Source organism: Streptosporangium sp. CA-115845, from assembly GCF_050943795.1.
Lineage (GTDB): Bacteria > Actinomycetota > Actinomycetes > Streptosporangiales > Streptosporangiaceae > Streptosporangium.
In genome coordinates this window covers 7,200,279-7,216,398 of record NZ_CP191988.1, presented here as the reverse complement: position 1 = coordinate 7,216,398, position 16,120 = coordinate 7,200,279, and the positions used below count along the sequence as shown (strand labels likewise).

Annotated in this window: 14 protein-coding genes and 1 tRNA gene; 8 read left to right on the top strand and 7 right to left on the bottom strand. The window is 67.7% G+C overall.

The features are described from left to right. Positions 1 to 5 precede the first annotated feature (5 nt). A complete protein-coding gene (locus ACQP0P_RS34425) occupies positions 6 to 1,166 on the bottom strand; it encodes a glutathionylspermidine synthase family protein (protein ID WP_433363107.1) in 1,161 nt (386 codons plus the stop codon). Positions 1,167 to 1,176: 10 nt separating this feature from the next. After that, on the bottom strand, positions 1,177 to 1,518 hold the full coding sequence (locus ACQP0P_RS34420) for a hypothetical protein (protein WP_433363104.1): 342 nt from the start codon (positions 1,516 to 1,518) through the stop codon (positions 1,177 to 1,179). A gap of 283 nt (positions 1,519 to 1,801) precedes the next feature. Here ACQP0P_RS34420 and ACQP0P_RS34415 point away from each other — a divergent pair, with 283 nt between their 5' ends. Continuing rightward, on the top strand, positions 1,802 to 3,610 hold the full coding sequence (locus tag ACQP0P_RS34415) for a serine/threonine-protein kinase (protein WP_433363101.1): 1,809 nt from the start codon (positions 1,802 to 1,804) through the stop codon (positions 3,608 to 3,610). A 262-nt stretch (positions 3,611 to 3,872) separates the two neighbouring features. On the opposite strand, the gene ACQP0P_RS34410 is transcribed toward ACQP0P_RS34415, so the two are convergent. Both ACQP0P_RS34410 and aceE read right to left on the bottom strand, forming a co-directional pair. Then, positions 3,873 to 5,420, bottom strand: a complete 1,548-nt coding sequence (locus ACQP0P_RS34410) for an alpha/beta hydrolase (protein WP_433363098.1) — start codon at positions 5,418 to 5,420, stop codon at positions 3,873 to 3,875. 93 nt (positions 5,421 to 5,513) lie between these two features. Then, entirely contained in the window at positions 5,514 to 8,261 is a 2,748-nt protein-coding gene (gene aceE, locus ACQP0P_RS34405) for a pyruvate dehydrogenase (acetyl-transferring), homodimeric type (protein WP_433363095.1), read from the bottom strand. Between the two features lie 478 nt (positions 8,262 to 8,739). Between aceE and ACQP0P_RS34400 the strand changes: the two genes are divergently transcribed. The 6 genes from ACQP0P_RS34400 (at position 8,740) to ACQP0P_RS34375 (ending at position 12,165) form a co-directional block, all read left to right on the top strand. Then, positions 8,740 to 9,147 (top strand): secondary thiamine-phosphate synthase enzyme YjbQ, encoded by a 408-nt coding sequence (locus ACQP0P_RS34400; protein ID WP_030920120.1) that lies wholly within the window; start codon positions 8,740 to 8,742, stop codon positions 9,145 to 9,147. Between the two features lie 123 nt (positions 9,148 to 9,270). Continuing rightward, positions 9,271 to 9,699, top strand: coding sequence for a DUF3052 domain-containing protein (locus ACQP0P_RS34395; RefSeq protein ID WP_030920118.1), 429 nt, complete (start codon positions 9,271 to 9,273; stop codon positions 9,697 to 9,699). A gap of 82 nt (positions 9,700 to 9,781) precedes the next feature. After that, complete coding sequence (locus ACQP0P_RS34390) at positions 9,782 to 10,240, top strand: peroxiredoxin (RefSeq protein ID WP_433363090.1); 459 nt, start codon at positions 9,782 to 9,784, stop codon at positions 10,238 to 10,240. A 62-nt stretch (positions 10,241 to 10,302) separates the two neighbouring features. After that, positions 10,303 to 10,614 carry a hypothetical protein gene (locus ACQP0P_RS34385; protein WP_030920115.1) on the top strand — a complete coding sequence of 104 codons (312 nt, stop codon included), beginning with the start codon at positions 10,303 to 10,305 and terminating at the stop codon, positions 10,612 to 10,614. Positions 10,615 to 10,959: 345 nt separating this feature from the next. Further along, entirely contained in the window at positions 10,960 to 12,057 is a 1,098-nt protein-coding gene (locus tag ACQP0P_RS34380) for an ROK family protein (protein WP_433363086.1), read from the top strand. 33 nt (positions 12,058 to 12,090) lie between these two features. Beyond that, a tRNA-Val gene (locus ACQP0P_RS34375) sits at positions 12,091 to 12,165 on the top strand. Between the two features lie 56 nt (positions 12,166 to 12,221). On the opposite strand, the gene ACQP0P_RS34370 is transcribed toward ACQP0P_RS34375, so the two are convergent. From ACQP0P_RS34370 to ACQP0P_RS34360, 3 genes are read right to left on the bottom strand one after another with little or no spacing between them, the layout of a single operon-like run. Next, positions 12,222 to 13,385, bottom strand: a complete 1,164-nt coding sequence (locus ACQP0P_RS34370; RefSeq protein ID WP_433363083.1) for a site-specific integrase — start codon at positions 13,383 to 13,385, stop codon at positions 12,222 to 12,224. Further along, positions 13,382 to 13,588: a helix-turn-helix domain-containing protein gene (locus ACQP0P_RS34365; RefSeq protein WP_433363080.1), complete on the bottom strand. Its 207-nt coding sequence runs from the start codon at positions 13,586 to 13,588 to the stop codon at positions 13,382 to 13,384. The genes ACQP0P_RS34370 and ACQP0P_RS34365 overlap by 4 nt, the downstream gene beginning before the upstream one ends. After that, on the bottom strand, positions 13,585 to 15,084 hold the full coding sequence (locus ACQP0P_RS34360; RefSeq protein ID WP_433363077.1) for a replication initiator: 1,500 nt from the start codon (positions 15,082 to 15,084) through the stop codon (positions 13,585 to 13,587). The genes ACQP0P_RS34365 and ACQP0P_RS34360 overlap by 4 nt, the downstream gene beginning before the upstream one ends. A gap of 125 nt (positions 15,085 to 15,209) precedes the next feature. Here ACQP0P_RS34360 and ACQP0P_RS34355 point away from each other — a divergent pair, with 125 nt between their 5' ends. Next, complete coding sequence (locus ACQP0P_RS34355; RefSeq protein WP_433363074.1) at positions 15,210 to 16,052, top strand: GntR family transcriptional regulator; 843 nt, start codon at positions 15,210 to 15,212, stop codon at positions 16,050 to 16,052. The last annotated feature ends 68 nt before the right edge of the window (positions 16,053 to 16,120 follow it).

Genomic DNA, 16,120 nt, shown 5'->3' with positions numbered 1-16,120 from the left:
GGGACTCAGAGTTCGATGCGGTGCGGGACGAATGACGACGTGTCGTCGGTGATGAACCCCGAGGTCTCGCGGATGCCGACACCCGCCGCCTCGTCGTGGACCACCCAGGCGCCGAGCACGGGGCGCCAGCCGTCGAAGACGGGCAGTGCCTGGAACTCCTGGTAGACGTACCCTTCGGCGCCGTAGCCGCCCGAGGTCTCGACGCGCTCGCCGGGGGCGACGATTCGCATGCTCGCGCCCTCGCGGCCGAGCAGCGGCTTGGTGATGTACGAGGACATGTCGCGAGGGCCGTCGAGATAGGCGGGCAGCAGGTTCGGGTGGTCCGGATACAGCTCCCAGAGCACCGCGAGCAGTGCCTTGTTGGACAGCAGCATCTTCCACAGCGGCTCGATCCAGGTCATCGAGACCTGCTGGCGCACCGCCCGTGTGCCGAACGGGTCGGCGACCGCCCACTCCCACGGGTACAGCTTGCAGAGCGAGCGGATCACCCGGCGCTCCATGTCGACGAAGCGGAGGTTGAGGTCGTCCCAGCCGATGTCCTCCATGGCCACCGCGACGGTCTTGAGCCCGGCCTGGTCGGCGGTCTCCTGCAGGTAGGCGAGGGTCATCGCCTCCTCGCCCGAGGCGTCCATGTTGGTCCAGGCGAAGTGCGTGGGTCCGGTGGGCAGGCCGGTCGAGATCTGCTGCCACCTGGCGATCAGCCGTTCGTGGATGGAGTTCCACTGGTCGTCGTCGGGATAGCGGTCGCGCAGCCAGAACCACTGCACCACCGAACTCTCCAGCAGGCTGGTGGGGGTGTCGGCGTTGTACTCCAGCATCTTGGCCGGACCGGTCCCGTCGTAGCGCAGGTCGAACCGGCCGAACAGGTGCGGATCGTTCCGCTCCCAGGAGGCGGCGATCTCCGGGGCCACCCAGTCAGGAACCGCGAAGTCGGCGTAGCGGTTCTTCTCGATGACGTGCTCCACGGCGTGCAGGCACATCCGGTGCAGGTCCTCGACCTGGTTCTCCAGGTCCAGGACCTCGTCCATGGAGAAGACGTACTGCACGGTCTCGTCCCAGTACGGGCGGGTGAGACCCTCGGGGTGTGCCGAGCGGTGGTAGGCCAGGCCGTGGCCTTCGATGATGCTCTCCCAGTCGGCGCGGGGGAGCGAGGTCTCGCGTCTCATCTGTGCCGGATCAGCTCCCGCTACCCGACCCACTGCGCCCGCCGAAGCCGCCCCGCTGGATCACGGTGCCCTTACGGCTGGTGATTTTGACGTCCGAGGGGCGCACGGTGGTCCCCTGCCGGATGCGGACGCCGTTCCTGACGCCGCCGTAGTACCAGCTGTAGGCGCCCCGCGACCCGTGGTAGCGGGTGTCGTCGTCGCAGAGGTCCTCGTCCACCACCTGGTACGTGCCGTCCGGCTGGCGGCTGTTGAGGTCGACGCACTCGGCGCCCACCTCCTCGTAGTCCTGCTGCGTGGAGCAGGAACTGACCAGAAGCAGCGAGACGACGCTGATCCCGGTGATGGTGACCACCCTGGAAGCCTTGAACCCCGAAGACCTGGCGGGTGGTCTGCCGGGAAGATTCTGTGGTGCGGCCGGCGGGTGTTTTGGTGGTTGGGCCATCGAGCTCCAATGAGATGCGTCGGCCTAGGCTATCGATGCTGTTTTGTCGGTTCAACCGCGGTATGGAGCCATGGTGAGGATCACCGTTGTTCACACATGGGAGATCGCGTCCGGTCGGCCCGGCGAAGAAGGGTGATCATCCCCCGTCCGATGTGTAATGTTCTGGCAAAGCGCAGGGAACGAGGGGTCCGCGGTGCCGGAGATCAGACCGTTGCGGCCGGGGGATCCGCCGCGACTGGGGGAGTACTCGCTCAGTGGCAGGCTGGGGGAGGGCGGTCAGGGGGTCGTCTACCTCGGGGAGTCCGAGGGCGGCGAGCGCGCCGCCATCAAGCTGCTGCACGTGCGCTTCACCGAGGAGGTCCACGCGCGCGCCCGCTTCGCCCGCGAGCTGGCGGCGGCTCGCCGGGTGGCCCACTTCTGCACCGCCCGGGTGCTCGACGCCGACCTCGACGGTGAGACGCCCTACATCGCGAGCGAGCTGATCGAGGGCCCGTCGCTGCGCCGGGTCGTCGAGCGCGACGGGCCGCTGTCCGGTGAGGCACTGGAGAGCCTGGCCATCGGCACCGCCACCGCGCTGACCGCGATCCACCACGCGGGCATCGCGCACCGGGATTTCAAGCCCGACAACGTCATGCTCGCCACGGACGGCCCCCGGGTGGTCGACTTCGGCATCGCGAAGATCATTGACGAGAGCGGGACGATCACCACCCGCGCGGTCGGCACCCCCGCCTACATGGCGCCCGAGCAGATCGCCGGAGAGCGGGTGGGGTTCCCCGCCGACGTGTTCGCCTGGGGCTCGACCATCGTTTTCACCGCCACCGGAAAGGCCCCCTTCGGGAGCGACACGATCGTGGCGACGCTCAACCGCGTCATCAACCACGAGGCCGACCTGAGCGCCCTGCCCGACGGGCTGCGTGAGCTCGTCGCCACCTGCCTGAACAAGGACCAGAAGCTCAGGCCCACCTCGGACGTGCTGTTGAAACGCCTGCTCGGCCATCCGGTGGACGAGGCGGAGGCATCCGAGGAGGTGCTGGCCGAGGGCGTGCAGGCCGCCACAGTGGATCTGACGCGGCCGGAGGAGCCGGTCAGGCGCACCCGGAGGCGGGTCGCGATCGCCGGCGGGATCGCCGTCCTCGGCGGGGTCGGCGCCTTCCTGGCCGTCCAGTTCGGTTTCCCGCCCGGCGGGCGGGCCGAGCCCATCCGTCCGCCGTCATCGCCCCCCTCGGTCGCGGCCGAGGTCACGAAGGTCTCCACGGGCTCACCCCTGCTCGATCGGATCAAGGCCACCGGCAGGCTCCGGGTGGGCTACCGCGGCGGCCTGCCGGGGATCTCACTGGGCGACGACCCGCCGCGCGGGTTCGAGGCCGACGTGGCCGCCTACCTGGCGAAGGCCCTGTCGGTGCGCGCCGGCGGTCTCGAATTCGTGCCCGTGGGCTACGCGGCCAGGGAGGAGGCGGTCGAGAGGGGCAAGGTCGACCTGGTGATCTCCAACCTCTCGATCGACGACGCCGATCGCAGCCGGGCGGCCTTCGCCGGGCCGTACTACGTCGCCCATCGCGACGTGCTCGTCCGCGCCAGTGCGAAGATCGACGATCTGAAGGACCTGCGCGGCAGGAGGATCTGCCTGTCGACCGGCCAGACCACGGGCACGATGATCCGGGACAGGGGCGTCGACTTCGTCGCCGTACGGGATGACGACCCCGCCAAGTGCGCGGTACAGGTGGCGGACGGCCGTGCCGACGCCATGGTCGGTGACGACCTGCTGATCGCCGGCTTCGGCGCCCGCCTGCGCGGCGTCAAACTCAAGATCGTCGGAGTCAGGCTCACCTCGGAGCGGTACGGTGTGGCACTTCGAACCGGCGACCCGGTGGCCTGCCGGAAGATCAACGAAGTGATCACGTCGATGTACCGGGACGAAACCCTGGCACGCCTGCTCGAAAACCACCTGGGCAGGGTCGACTTCCGTTTCGAGACCGCGCTGCCCCGGCTGGAGACCTGCTAGGAGGCTGGTGTTAAACGGCCGCTTAGCGATCATGGTGGAGCGTCACACCCACAGAGCGTCCATTCCGGAGGCAGATTCGGCCTCCAAGTGGAGTGTGTGCTCCCGATCCTCACTGTTTTTGACGGCTTGGTGGAGGGACCAAGATTACTTCGCGCGAAAAACACCAGCCTCCTAGGCCCCCTCCCGGGTGAGGCGGTTCCCCGGCAACGCGGGGGCGTCGCCAGGGGGACCGCGGTGCTCGGAGGGTCCGGGAAAGGGCATGTCAGGAGTTCGAGCAGGTGATTCCCTTCGCGGGAACCTTCCCGTCGATCAGGTAGGCGTCGGTCACCTTCGAGATGCAGGCGTCGCCGGACAGGTAGGCGCCGTGCCCCTCGCCCTTGTAGGTCACCAGCACGCCGGTCCTGAGTTCCGAGGTCAGTTTCGGAGCCCACTCGTACGGAGTGGCGGGGTCGCCGGTGCCGCCGATCACCACGATCGGGGCCGAGCCCGTGGCGTTGACCCGCCTGGCCTCGTCGCTGCCGGGAACCGGCCACATCGAGCAGGTCAGGCCCATCCCGCTGCCGCCGAACAGCGGGGAGACCCTCATCGTCTCGGCCTCGACCGTGGCCAGCTCCCCGGGAGTGGGTCGTTCCGCGGTGTCGACGCAACTGATCGCCGGGAAGCTGCTCATGAGCGTCGTGTAACTGCCGTCGGGCAGGCGGCCGTTGTAGCTGTCGGCCAGTGCCAGCATGATCCGTCCGTCACCCTTGATCGCCTGGCCCAACGCCTGGTCGAGCAGCGGCCAGGTCATCTCCGAGTACAGCGCGGCGGCGATGCCGGTGCCCGTCAGTCCCTGCGTCAGAGTACGGTCGCCGACCTCGAGCGGGGTGTCCTTCAGGTCGTCCATGAGTTTCATGACGTTCTTGTTGGCGAGGGTCACGTCGGTGCCGATCTCACACTGACCGGGTTCCTTCACGCAGTCCTTGAGGAAGGCGTTGTAGGCGTGCTGGAAGCCCTTCGTCTGGACCATCGTGCGATCGGCCAGGGACACGCTCGGGTCCAGCGGGGCGTCCAGCACGAATCGGCCCACGTTCTTCGGGAACTTGGTCGCGTAGACCGCGCCGAGCTGTGTCCCGTACGAGATGCCGAAGTAGTTCAGTTTCTTCTCGCCCAGGGCCGCGCGGAGGCGGTCCATGTCCGCGGCGGCGTTCACCGTGCCGACATAGGGCAGCAGCCTGCCCGAGGTCTGCCCGCAGGCCGTCACGAACTCCTTGGTGGTCTGCCGGATCTCGGCGCGATCGGCGTCGTTGGTGGGCAGGGTGTTCATCGAGGTGTACTTGTCCATCATCGCGTTGTCGCCGCACCGGACGCCCGCGCTGCGGCCGACCCCGCGGGGGTCGAAACTGACCAGGTCGTAGCGGCGGTTCAGATTGGTGAAGGCCTTGGCGGCCTGGGCGAGGGTGTCGACGCCCGAGGCGCCGGGACCGCCGAAGTTGAAGACCAGCGAGCCGATTCGGGTACCGGGACCCGAGGCCCTGACGCGGATGACGGCCATGTCGATGGAGTCGCCGTCAGGCTTGGCGTAGTCGAGCGGGACCTTGAGCTTTCCACACTGCTGCGCGCGTTCGGACTGCGCGGGAGGCTGGCCACCGGGTCGCTTGATATCGGTGCACGGGCCCCAGGCGATCGTTCCCGAGGGCGTGGCCGAGGGCGTGGCGGCCGGCGCGGAGGTGCCCGCGGCGACACTGTTTCCGTCGCCGCTGCCGCCGCAGGCGGCGAGCGCGGTTGACAGGGCCGCGACCGTCGCGGCCGCCCTAAGGATTCTTGCCATGAAAAAGCTCCCCCTGGAATTGTTCGCCGGGGGAAGCGATTCCACCCTAACCGGGCGGGCCTCCATGGAAAAGGAGAACCCGCCCGGAAAGGATCACACGCCCATGGACTGGGTGTCGTTGCTCTCGGCGCCCCCGGCCTCGGTCACGCCGTTCTTCAAGTGGTACATGGAGATGGCGTCGCCCAGCACCTCGGGGTCGAGCTCACCGCGCTCGACCAGCTGGGTGAGCACGGCCAGGGTGATCGAGGCCGCGTCGACGTGGAAGTGGCGGCGCAGCGCCGACCGGGTGTCCGACAGGCCGAAGCCGTCGGTGCCGAGCGAGTTCCAGTCACCGGGAACCCACTGGGCGATCTGGTCCTGGACCGCCCGCATGTAGTCGCTCACGCCCACGAACGGCCCCTGGGCCTTCGACAGCGCCTGCGTGACGTACGGCACGCGCTTGTCCGCCTCGGGGTTGAGCAGGTTGTGCTCCTCGGCGGCGAGCGCGTCGCGGCGCAGCTCTGTCCAGGAGGTGGCCGACCAGACCTCGGCCGCCACACCCCAGTCCTCGGCCAGCATCCGCTGGGCCTCCACGGCCCACGGCCCGGCCACGCCGGACGCCAGGATGTTGGCCCTCGGGCCCGAGACGTCCGGAGCCGGGGCGAACCTGTACAGACCCTTGAGCAGGCCCGCCACGTCCAGGTCCGCGGGCTCGGCGGGCTGGAGGTAGGGCTCGTTGTAGACGGTCAGGTAGTAGAAGACGTTCTCCGGCTGCTCGCCGTACATCCTCCGCAGGCCGTCCTTGACGATGTGGGCCACCTCGAACCCCCACGACGGGTCGTACGAGACCGCCGCCGGGTTCGTCGAGGCGATCAGCGGGGTGTGGCCGTCCTCGTGCTGCAGGCCCTCGCCGTTCAGCGTGGTGCGGCCGGCGGTGGCGCCGAGCAGGAAGCCGCGGCCCATCTGGTCGGCGAGCTGCCACATCTGGTCGGCGGTGCGCTGCCAGCCGAACATCGAGTAGAAGATGTAGATCGGGATCATGTGCTCGCCGTGCGTGGCGTACGACGAGCCGACCGCGATCGTGGAGGCCATCGAGCCCGACTCGCTGATGCCCTCGTGCAGGATCTGGCCCTCGGTCGACTCCTTGTACGACAGCAGCAGCTCGCGGTCGACCGCCTCGTAGGTCTGGCCGTGCGGCGAGTAGATCTTCGCCGTCGGGAAGATCGCGTCGAGACCGAAGGTGCGCGCCTCGTCAGGGATGATCGGCACGAACCGGTGGCCGATCTCCTTGTCACGCATGAGGTCCTTGAGCAGGCGGACGAACGCCATGGTAGTGGCGACGTTCTGCTTTCCGGAGCCCTTCTTCAGCTGCGCGTAGGCGGCGTCGCCGGGAAGTTTGACCGGCTTGGCGCGCGTCACGCGCTTGGGCAGGAAACCGCCCAGGGCCGCGCGCCGCTCCTTCATGTACTGGATCTCGGGGTCGTTCTCGCCCGGGTGGAAGTACGGGGGAAGGTCGGCCTCGAGGGCGGAGTCGGGGATCGGCAGGTAGAGCCGGTCGCGGAACTCCTTCAGGTCGGCCTTGGACAGCTTCTTCATCTGGTGCGTCGCGTTGCGCGCCTCGAAGTCCTTGCCGAGGGTCCAGCCCTTGATGGTCTGGGCGAGGATGACGGTCGGCTGGCCGACGTGCTCGCGGGCCGACTTGTAGGCCGCGTACACCTTGCGGTAGTCGTGGCCGCCGCGCGACAGCTTGCGGATGTCCTCGTCCGACAGGTGCTCGACCATCTTGCGCAGGCGCGGATCGTCGCCGAAGAAGTTCTCGCGGATGTACTCGCCGGACTCGACGGAGTAGGTCTGGAACTGGCCGTCGGGGACGGTGTTCATCTTGTTGACCAGCACGCCGTCGACGTCGGCCGCCAGCAGCGGGTCCCAGTCGCGGCCCCAGACGACCTTGATGACGTTCCAGCCGGCGCCGCGGAAGTAGGACTCCAGCTCCTGGATGATCTTTCCGTTGCCGCGTACCGGGCCGTCGAGACGCTGCAGGTTGCAGTTGATGACGAAGGTGAGGTTGTCGAGCTCCTCACGGGCCGCCAGGCCGATCGCGCCGAGCGACTCGGGCTCGTCCATCTCGCCGTCACCGAGGTAGCACCAGACGTGGCTCCGGCTGGTGTCCTTGATCTTCCGGTTCAGCAGGTAGCGGTTGAACCGGGCCTGGTAGATCGCCCCGATCGGGCCGAGACCCATGGAGACCGTGGGGAACTCCCAGAAGTCGGGCATCAGGCGGGGGTGCGGATAGGAGGGCAGGCCCTTGAAGCCGTGCGAGAGCTCCTGGCGGAAGGCATCGAGCTGGGCCTCGTTGAGGCGGCCCTCAAGGAAGGCGCGGGCGTAGATGCCAGGTGCGGCGTGGCCCTGGAAGAAGACCTGGTCTCCGGACTCGCCGTGGTCCTTGCCGCGGAAGAAGTGGTTGAAACCCACCTCGTAGAGCGACGCGGCCGAGGCGTAGGTGGCGATGTGCCCGCCGACGTTGGTGCGGGCATTGGCCCGGGTCACCATGATCGCCGCGTTCCAGCGCGTGTAGGCGCGGATCCGGCGCTCGACGTACTCGTCGCCTGGGAACCAGGGCTCACGCTCCGGCGGGATGGTGTTGATGTAGTCGGTGCTACGCAGGCCGGGCACACCGACCTGATGCTCGCGGGCCCGTTCCAACAGCCGAAGCATCAGGTAACGAGCACGAGTGCGACCTTCCGTCTTGATGACGTTGTCGAGCGACTCGAGCCACTCCTGGGTCTCACTGGGGTCGACATCAGGAAGCTGGCTGGGTAGGCCGTCGCTGATGATCGAGAAACGCTGGCGTCCGGAAGCCACTGGGTCTCGCCTTCCGAGGATGGACTTTTGTCTGGTGTAGGTCGTCTTCCATCCTGGTCGCTTACCCCGGAAAGTGCATCTCTACTTACCGGTAACCAGGAGATCCCTGCTGGCAGGGGTGCATAAGTGGCCTAGACCACCGATGGTAGGACGAATTGCCGTCAAAGGGTACATCGAGGTTCCTTCTTTTTACAGGTCCCCTCCCTGTGAATCCGGGTCCCGCCGTCTGGCCGGGTCCGGAACCCTCCCGCGAGGAGGGCTCCCAGGGCTGGGAGGAGCGACTGGAACCTTGCATATATGTAACGAGTGGCCCTCCCTCTTAGTGCCCTCCGCGCCCCTTTCGTACGCCCATGGAGCGCTGGAGCGTCCCGTATAAGGTGATCTACCCAGTGCGGGCGCGTGACGGATGGGGCGCCTGATGTGCTCCGCGCCGGGTGCGGTCGTCATCGCAGCTCACGATGGATCGTAGGATCGGTATGTGAGATCTCAGACGATCGAGGTGGTAACGGGTTCCCGGGAACGGGTGCACGACATCACCTCCGAGTGCGAGAGCTTCGTCCGGTCATGTGGGGGCGACGGTCTGTTGAACGTCTTCGTGCCCCACGCGACCGCCGGGGTCGCGCTGCTGGAGCTGGGCTCAGGCAGTGACGACGATCTGCTCGTGGCGCTGGAGGCTCTGCTTCCCGCCGATGACAGATGGAGGCATGCGCATGGCTCAAGAGGGCATGGACGGTCGCATGTCATGCCCGCCCTCATTCCGCCGTACGCCACCGTCCCGGTCCTGTCGGGGCGGCTCGCGCTGGGAACCTGGCAGTCCATCGCCGTGGTGGATCTCAACGTCGACAATCTGGAACGCCAGGTCCGTTTGTCATTTTTGTCGGACTAATTCATACGTAGCCCAGTCGTTGCCGTGGCGACCGTTGACGACTAAGGGTCACAGCGTGTGGACTGTGCCGAAGCACTCTGAGCACCGTGTGATTGCGGGGCCATCCAAGCAGGAGGGACAAACGTGAGCGCGACCGCGGGTCAGGCCCAGGGCGAACGCGGCCTGGCCGAACGACTCGGCCTCAAGCAGGGTCAGGTGGTGCAGGAGGTCGGATGGGACGAGGACGCTGACGACGATCTGCGCGACTCCGTCGAGGAGCTGACCGGTAACGAGCTGGTCGATGAAGACTTCGAGGACGTCGTCGACGTCGTGCTGCTCTGGTGGCGTGACGGTGACGGTGATCTGTTCGACGCCCTGAGCAGCGTGGTGACCAACCTCACCGATGGTGGCCAGATCTGGCTGCTCACTCCCAAAGCCGGCCGGGACGGGCACGTGGAGCCGAGCGACATCGGGGAAGACGCCACCACTGCGGGTCTCTCGCAGACCAGCAGCATCAGTGCGGCCCCCGACTGGTCGGGGACGCGTCTGGCGACGCCCAAGGCGCGCCGCTAAGGGTCCGCCCTGCCGTACGGCTCGCGCGAGCCGTACGGCAGGATGATGGCGCATGCCTCATGCGACGAAAGGAACCCTGGCCATGGCGATCGAGGTGGGTACCCGAGCTCCGGGCTTCGAGCTGAGCGACCAGCACGGTACCCCGGTCAAGCTTTCCGACCATCGGGGCAAAAAGATCGTGCTGATCTTCTACCCTCTCGCGTTCACCGGCGTCTGCGGCGGCGAACTCGACGCCATCCGCGACGAGTTCATGGCCGACATGCCCGAAGACGTTGAAGTTCTCACCATCTCGATTGACTCCATCTTCGCTCACCGCGCGTGGGCGGATCAGAAGGGCTACACCTTCCCGCTGCTCTCCGACTTCTGGCCGCATGGACAGGTCGCACGGGCGTACGGTGTGTTCGATGAGGAGAAGGGCTTCGCGGAGCGCGGAACCTTCATCATCGACGGCGAGGGCGTGGTCCGCTGGCGTGTCGTGAATCCGATTTCACAGGCCCGCGACATCGCCGAGTACCGCAAGGTGCTCGCCGAACTTCCCTAAGCGGTGATCCGGCGACCGCCCGTTCGCGCGGCGCCCGCCGGTCCGACCTCTCGGAGGCGATCATGCCCTGCTTCTCCTGCGGGGCCAGGCAGACCGACCCGATCCGTGGTGCCAGCCCGTGGACGCGCGGGGTGCGCGACGAGACGCAGGTGCTGATCTGCCCGGACTGCCGGCGCACCCATGAAGTCGAGCTCGACACGTGCTCCTCATGCGGCTCCGTCGCGCTCATCTGCCGGCTCGGCGAGGTGGAGTGCCGGTCCTGCGGCTCGGTGCGGCTCGCCCGCGCCGACGGCCGACCGGCCGTCGCCTGTGCCCCGGGCCTGGCCGACGAGGTGGAGGCCGCCCTGGCCAGGGTGCTGCGCCGGGTCCCCTGAGGGGCCGGTTTCGCTTGAGGCTACCCGGCCGACCAGGTCCGCGCACGCAGTGCCGGTTGATCATCGCCGGGGTGAAAGCGCAGCGAGGGCGAGGAAGTGGGGGTTTCTGTTCTCCGGATGGTTCGGCATGCCACCGGCGTGCCGAACCACCCGGATCAAGGAAACCACCGCTTCACTGCGCCATCCAACGATTGATCGCCCCAGATACCCGTAAGTCGTGTATGAGGCCGTAGCAGGGGTTCCTGTCTGGCCCTCGCCATATCGGTGGATCTACCCCATCCGAGCACGCGTGCCGTGCGCTAGGGTCGGGCTCGGTCCCGCCCCCTCGACCTGTTGGATGGGTGCATGAGCTCCTTCGTTGTTGCCCTTGACGTCGGTGGAACGTCGATGAAGGGCGGCCTCGTCACCGGGTCCGGTGAGATCATCCGCGCCGACCGCCGCGCGACCCCACGGGATCGGGGCCCCGCCGCCGTCGTCGCGACGATCCGGTCATTCATCGACGACCTCGCCACCGCGGGCGGCGGTACCCCCGCGGGTGTCGGACTCGCCGTGCCCGGCCTGGTCACCGCCGATGCGGCCCTCTACTCCGCCAACATCGGCTGGAGGGACGTCCCCGCGACGGATTTCGTCCCGCTCGACGTCCCCGTCATGCTCGGCCACGACGTCCGCACCGGTGGCCTCGCGGAGAGCGTCCTGGGTGCCGGTCGCGAGCTCTCCGACTTCCTGTTCCTGCCCATCGGCACCGGCATCGCGGGCGCCGTGATCCTGCACGGCGAGCCGTACGGCGGGAGCGCCGGCTGGGGCGGCGAGATCGGCCACACCCCGGTCTTCCCGGAGGGCGAGCCGTGCGCCTGCGGCCAGATCGGCTGCCTGGAGACCTACGCCTCCGCCTCCGCCGTAGCCCGCCGCTACTCCGCTCGCGCCACCTCGTCCGCAGCCCCCGCCTCGCCTGACACCGTCCCCACCGCCTCAGCCGCCACCACCGCCTCGCCCACTGCCTCGTCGCCCGCCATTGCCGCTAACCTTGCCACTTCGCCCACCCCAGCCTCGCCCGTCACCGTCCCCACCGCCTCGCCCGCCCCCGTCACCGCCGAGCAGGTCGCAGCCCTGACCGCCTCCGGAGATCCTCTCGCCATGGAGATCTGGGGCGAAGCGGTCGAGGCGCTCTCCCTGGCCCTGGCCACCTACACGCTCCTGCTGGACCCCTCGGCCATCGTCCTCGGCGGCGGCCTCGCCGAGGCGGGCCCCCTCCTCTCCGTCCCTCTGGCCGAGCGCCTTGGCAAACGCCTCGCCTTCCGCGACGCACCACCTCTGCGCCAGGCTGCCCTCGGCATGTCAGCCGGCATGCTCGGCGCAGCCCTCCTCGGCTGGCGCGCCGCCGGTTTCGCCGACGCGGGGGCCAACTGGTCTCCCGATGTGCTGAAATCCCCCCGGGTGGCGTAAGGTGTTGTCCCGTCTGTCCAACGGGATTACCCCGGGCGCTTAGCTCAGCGGTAGAGCGCTCGCCTTACAAGCGAGATGTCACTGGTTCGAACCCAGTAGTGCCCACCAGCCAAAACGCCCCGTTTCTGATCTTCAGAACGGGGCGTGAGTGACTAACTGGGTGACTAACTCCCGAAGATGTCGTCCATCGCCTCCGCGCCCTGCATGAGCACCGGGCGAATCTGCTTCCGATAGACCGTCTCCGTGACCACCGTGTTCCGGTGGCCGACGAGCCGGGAGATGTCCTCGATCGGGACGCCGGAGTCCGACAGCAGCGAGACGAAGCTGTGCCGCATCTCGCGAGGAGTCCAGTCGGTGCCACGGAGTCCCGCCTTCTCAATGATCTTCCGTACGTCGCGTCGCACGTTGCCCGCGCTCATGGCGGTCCCCTTCGAGGTGGAGAAGACAAGGCCCGCTTGTGCTCCCGCCTTCTCCTGCTCTTCCCGGAGAATCCGCAGCGCGTCCACGCACCGCCGGGGGAGCTTGAGAGAACGGCGCGACTTGACGGTCTTGGTGTCTCCCTTCTGCTGCACGGACCGCCACACGTAGATCGCGAACTGCTCGTGCTCCCAGCCGGTCTCGGTGACAGGTGCCCACACGTTCCGGCTCTCGTCGAAGGCGACCACGTGTGACCAGAGAAGCGCACGCAACTCCTCCGTACGGGCACCGATCAGCAGCGAGAGCACCACGTACGCCCGCATGCGCGGGTTGGCCTGCTCCGCCAGGGCGAGAATGGAACTGGCCTGTGCGAGCGTGAGCGCCTTGGAGGTACGGCCCTCCCGTCCTTCCGGGATCTCGCAGAGATCGACCACGTTCCGCTTCACCTTGTCGCGGCGCATGGCGCCCTTCACCGACCGGTTGAGGATGCCGTGGATCAGCTTGAGAGACCGGGTGCTCAGCTCACCCGTCTTGCTCGCGAGCCACCGGTCGACGTCCTCCACCGACAGATCCCGCAGCTTGCGCGCTCCCACCGCGGGGATCACGTGCTTGTCAGCGTAGGTGGTGTACATCTTCACTGTGGTCGCTGATCGCCCGCCCAGGCCGTGCTGCAGCCAGTACTTCACGGCGTCGGCCACCGTGTAGTTCGCCGGAGCGATGGCCAGGCCGTCGTCATAGTCGCGAATGATCTCCTTGAGCTTGTCCTTGGCTTCGGTCTTGCTCCTGCCGCTGGCCTTCTTGACGATGCGCTTTCCGGCGGGGGTGTAGCCGACCGTCACCGAGGCGATCCAGCGCTCTCGCTGCTCGTCCCAGTGCAGGCCGCCGTCTCCCCGGCTGCGTCGTGCGGTCATGATGCCCTCGCTTCCCGTTCGAGTAGAGCGATGTAGTCGGAGATGGCCGAGGCCGGGATGAGCCGGGTGCGGCCCTGGGTGACGGAGCGCAGACGGCCCGCCTTGATCTGCTCATAGATCACGCTGCGACTCATGCTGAGCAGGTGCATGGCGTCGCATATGCGGTAGAGCCGCCGTTCACCGGGCGGTCCGGGTGCTGTCATCCGCCCTCCCGCTCGGTGGCGATCCTCCGAGCGGTGGCGACCTTCTGGCGGATGTGTTCGGCCATGATCGCCTCACCGGGGGAGTAACCCGATCCGGCGAACCGCCAGTGACCGAGTACGAGGGTCGTCTCGTCACCGAGGGCCGGGAGCCCGTGCCGCTCGCGTGCTTCGGTGGCCCTGTGCGTGGTGCGTACCTGCCGAAGGTCGCCGAGGGTGGTTGAGTAGCGGCGCGACTTGGATGAGAAGTGGCCACGAAATCCCAGCATGTGCGCCCAAGGCCGCAGCCGGAGAGCCTTGTATTCAGGACGTGCGCCCAGCTCCCAGCAGGTGCGGATCATCCGCCGGGCATGCTCGTTGACCGGGAGCGCGTCCAGGTGCAGCCCCGGCTTCAGGCCCGTCCCATGGCAGCGACCGCAGGACGCCATCAGGCTCAACCGTCCTCGACCGCCGCAGGCCGAACACGACAGGCGATGGTCGACGGTGCCGGAGGCTTCGGCACCCTTGGTGGCGTACTTGGCGATGTAGCCCGCCACCGCCCGCTCGCTCAGCCCGTCCGCCGCCTGGTCGAGCAGGATGGGCCGGATGTCGAGCTGATCGCCCCAGACCAGATCCCACCGGCCGAGATCACTCAGGGGAGAGGCGACCGTGACCCGCTGGACCGCCGGAGGGATGGCCCGGCTGAGCAGGTCGTGATCAGCCCAGTCCGGAGGGACCTCACTCCCGCCGCCCGGACCGTCGAGCCTGACGATGGCGTGGAAGTGCACCAGGCCGCGCCGCTGGTACTCGGCGACCTTGGCGAACGACACCCGGACCCACCTGGCGAACTCCCGGCGGCTCAGCCCCGCCTCGCTGGCGAGGGTGCGCCGTACTTCCAGGGTGAAGCGATGCCACAGCGCGCCCGCGTGCGCCTGCCAGAGCACCGCGCCCACGTAGTCGTAACACCGGTCGCAGATGGGTTGTCCGAGCCGTTCGTCTCCCGGTTCGTGGCGAGCATGGCAACCGACCGGATGCCCGTGCTCACAGACCTTGTCGCGCTTACGGGGACGGCAGGCCCGTACCGTCCCGTTCTTCTCCCGCCGCGTGTGCACCGGTCCGAACGAGGGAGCTGTGAGCGTGACGAACGCCCGAGGGTGAGCGCTCACCTCCTGCGGGACACCTTTGCCGCCGGACAGGCCCGCCCGGATCAACTGGAAGGTGTCGGCCCGGTAGACCTCCGAGCAGGCCGGACACACCGAGGCCCGTCGGTTGCCGCAGGCCACCAGCAGATGCCCGGACGGCTCATCCATCGTGCGGTAGCTGTGCAGCACCTCACCGCTGGTCACGTTGACGATCAACGACTCGCCCGCCAGGTGCACCGGGTGGGCACACCCTCCGGTCGCCGCGACCATCGAGCGCCACCGGTCGTAGCCCGGATCGTTGATCACCCGTGCGAGATCGACCAGCCATTCCGGCTGCTGGTCGGCGGTGCGGTGCTGCGGTTCCTCCTTGCTGTTCATGACGTCCTCCTTCGCTTGCTCCCAACAGGTACTCCAACACGTGCTACGTCTTGGCCCATGTGGACATGGTAAACAACACGTGCTACCTCTTGTAAAGAGCAAATGTGGAAGAAGGAGAACTCGGCATGACCGATGACAAGGGCGCCGCCCGGTGGCGAATCATCGCCGACCTCCTGCGCTCAGATGTGGTGCAAGACCACTACCAGCCAGGACAGGCACTCCCCGGCGAAGCGTTCCTCGCCAACGAGTACGCCACCTCACGCCCGACGATCCGCAAGGCCATTGCCCAGCTCGTCGGCGAAGGACTACTCACCGTCGCCCACGGCCGAGGCACCTTCGTTCGCCCCACCCCTGACCGCCGCCTCATCCTCATGGGCGGCTCAGAGCGCGAAGACCTGCTCAGCCCCACGTACGACCCCGCCAAGCAGGGATGGGAACACGTCACTGTCGCCAGCGAGGCCGAGCGCACCGCAGGCGGTGTCACTCCCAACTCGGCACTGTTCATGACCATCGAGGGCAGCAAGGCCGACGTCCTGGGAGTGCGCCGAGGCCGCATGGGCGTCTACCGCTACGCCTACTGGCAGCACACCAAGACCCGCGCCCGGATCCACCTGTGCTCCTACCTCCTGGCCGACCAGGTCGCTGTGATTACCGGCGAGGGCAGAGGTATGGAGATCGACTCTGAGATCGAGCCCGAGGACTACTACGCCCACCTGGAGCGCACTCACGGGCCACTGCGCTGGATCACCTCGGTCCACACCCAGATGCCCTACGGTGAGACCTACGAAGACCTCAACATGGAGCCCATCGGCACACCCTTGTTGCTGGTCCGCCGGCTGATGCTCAGCGAGGACGGGCGCCCGCTGGAGTTCACCGAGATCGAAGCCCCCGGCGACCGCTTCGAAGCCGCAGCAGCCAGCGAGCATGACCAGGCCGGATCAGACGGACAGGTCGCACTCAGGGTGTAGTGGGCTCAGACTTTCTTTACTGGTTCAAGGCGACCCGCCTGCGGCGACTCGCCGTGCGTTGGATGGTC

Coding starts and splice junctions, on each gene's coding strand:
- ACQP0P_RS34425 (WP_433363107.1), bottom strand. CDS start 1,166: ATGAGACGCGAGACCTCGCTCCCCCGCGCCGACTGGGAGAGCATCATC.
- ACQP0P_RS34410 (WP_433363098.1), bottom strand. CDS start 5,420: ATGGCAAGAATCCTTAGGGCGGCCGCGACGGTCGCGGCCCTGTCAACC.
- ACQP0P_RS34390 (WP_433363090.1), top strand. CDS start 9,782: ATGGCGATCGAGGTGGGTACCCGAGCTCCGGGCTTCGAGCTGAGCGAC.
- ACQP0P_RS34385 (WP_030920115.1), top strand. CDS start 10,303: ATGCCCTGCTTCTCCTGCGGGGCCAGGCAGACCGACCCGATCCGTGGT.
- ACQP0P_RS34380 (WP_433363086.1), top strand. CDS start 10,960: ATGAGCTCCTTCGTTGTTGCCCTTGACGTCGGTGGAACGTCGATGAAG.
- ACQP0P_RS34370 (WP_433363083.1), bottom strand. CDS start 13,385: ATGACCGCACGACGCAGCCGGGGAGACGGCGGCCTGCACTGGGACGAG.
- ACQP0P_RS34365 (WP_433363080.1), bottom strand. CDS start 13,588: ATGACAGCACCCGGACCGCCCGGTGAACGGCGGCTCTACCGCATATGC.
- ACQP0P_RS34360 (WP_433363077.1), bottom strand. CDS start 15,084: ATGAACAGCAAGGAGGAACCGCAGCACCGCACCGCCGACCAGCAGCCG.
- ACQP0P_RS34355 (WP_433363074.1), top strand. CDS start 15,210: ATGACCGATGACAAGGGCGCCGCCCGGTGGCGAATCATCGCCGACCTC.